This is a genomic window from Rhizobium sp. SEMIA 4085 (genome assembly GCF_013004495.1).
Lineage (GTDB): Bacteria > Pseudomonadota > Alphaproteobacteria > Rhizobiales > Rhizobiaceae > Rhizobium > Rhizobium gallicum.
The window spans coordinates 1-1,890 of the sequence record NZ_JABEPH010000618.1 but is presented as its reverse complement, the minus strand read 5'-3'; the positions used below and the strand labels follow the sequence as shown (position 1 = coordinate 1,890).

The 1,890-nt window shown below is 59.9% G+C and carries 2 protein-coding genes; one reads left to right on the top strand and one right to left on the bottom strand.

The genetic code is table 11. The features are described 5' to 3' along the window. Window positions 1-830, bottom strand: an 830-nt coding sequence (locus tag C9413_RS31695; RefSeq protein ID WP_170251483.1) for a class I SAM-dependent methyltransferase, incomplete at its 3' end; no start/stop codon positions are given. 180 nt (window positions 831-1,010) lie between these two features. Here C9413_RS31695 and C9413_RS31690 point away from each other — a divergent pair. Continuing rightward, window positions 1,011-1,890: DJ-1/PfpI family protein (locus C9413_RS31690; protein WP_170251482.1), on the top strand; the 880-nt coding region annotated here is incomplete at its 3' end.

Sequence of the window (1,890 nt, the reverse complement as noted above, 5' to 3'; positions counted from 1 at the left end):
GTACCATATGGTGCAATTGCCTTAGCGGCATGTGCGGCCGCGGCAACGGGATCTCCCATATCGTGCAGGCAATCGAAGAAGCAGATCAGGTCGTAGCCGCTTCCTGGATAGTTGTCGGCCGGAGCTGCCGCGAAGGTTGCCTGCTCCGAAATGCCTGTCATTGTGGCAACCTTGCGGGCTTCGATCAGGGAGCCCTGATGAGTGTCGAAGCCACAAAATCTCGAAGCCGGAAATGCCTTGGCCATGAGGGCGGTGGAATGTCCATGTCCACAGCCGACATCGGCCACAAATGCCCCGGTCTTCAGTTTTTCGACGACTCCATCGAGAGCCGGCAGCCATTCGGCGACCAGGCTTGCCTTGTACGCATTGCGGTAGAAGGCTGCAACTCCGCAATAGAGACGTCCGTCATGGTCGCCCCACGGTACGCCGTTGCCAGTGCGGAAGGCCTCCACCGCCTTGTCCTCGTCCGCCCACATTGAAGCAGGGACTGCCCAGGCGTTAGGAATGAAGACAGGGCTATCCTCGTCGGCAAGGACAAGCGCTTGCTCCGGCGTGAGCTCATACGTACCGCTGATCGCGTGGTAAGCGACATAGCCGCCAGCGACCTGCGAATTGAGCCATTCGCGAACGTAGCGTTCGGCGCATCCGGCGCGGCGGGCAAGCTCGTGCGATGTAAGCGGGCCTGCTTCGGCCATTGTCTTATAAAGGCCGAGCCGGTTTCCAAGACTCACCATCACGCCGCCATAGCCGGCCGAAAGATCTCCGACCACGCGCGAAAGAAGCGTATCTAGCTTTGCAGAATCGATCGTGCTGATTTGGACATGTCCCATTTCAATTCCCCTGTTCAAGAGCCTTCGGAAGCGGAGGGCGGGAGAGAGCATCGCAGTTTTAGGGAGTGCCCGGCAGAGCGGAACTGTCCAGAAACGGGTCGATCGTGCCACACCACCGGTACGTGGCGCGGTTGCTCCATCCGCGTTATCGTGTCGTCCTTGCGTCAAAGGAAATCTAACATGCTGCGAAACGCCGAGCAGACGGTGCAGACGGGTCCAGAGCCGCTTCATGTCAGCCTCATCGCCATTCCCGAGGCCGTGGTGTCGACGCTGAGTGGCATCTTCGACGTGATGAACGCCTTTGTTATTATGCCTCCGCTAGGCGACGCACAGCGCCGCGCACCACCGTTCCAGGTCGAGATTGTTGGGCTCGAATCCGGGTCGCTGTCGCTTGCCAGTCGCATCCCCGTCATGGTCCAACGCAGCATTACCGCGCTTGATACAACCGACATCATTATCGTCCCTTCCATCCTGCTTGGCCCTGAGGGCTGGCGAAAAGGTCGACACCCGGAGCTCGTAGAATGGCTTCGAGCCATGCACCGGCGCGGTGCGCTTCTATGCTCGGCTTGCTCCGGTGTCTTCCTGCTCGCCGAAACAGGGCTCTTCGATGGCGCAGAGGCGACGGTACATTTCGGTTACGCCAACGCATTCGCGGCAGGTTTTCCGCAGGTCCACATCCACCCTGAGCGGGTTCTGGTCGTCTCGGGCGAGCGCGAAGAACTTGTAAGTTCCGGAGCCTCCATGACCTGGCATGATTTAGTCCTCTACCTGATTGCTAGACATGCGGGTGCAACCGCCGCACAGGAAGTTGCGCGCTGCTTTGCCCTCCAATGGCATCAGGACGGACTTACGCCCTACATGGTATTCGAGGGCCGTAATGATCATGGAGACGTCGCTGTCCAGGCGGCTCAGGAATGGGTGGCAACGCATTTCCCCGTGGCGAGCCCGCTTGAGGAAATGATCCGCCGCTCCGGACTTGCCGAGCGCACCTTCAAACGCCGTTTCACAGCCGCGACCGGATTGAGCCCGATCGCCTACGTGCAGCGCCTAAGGATCGAGG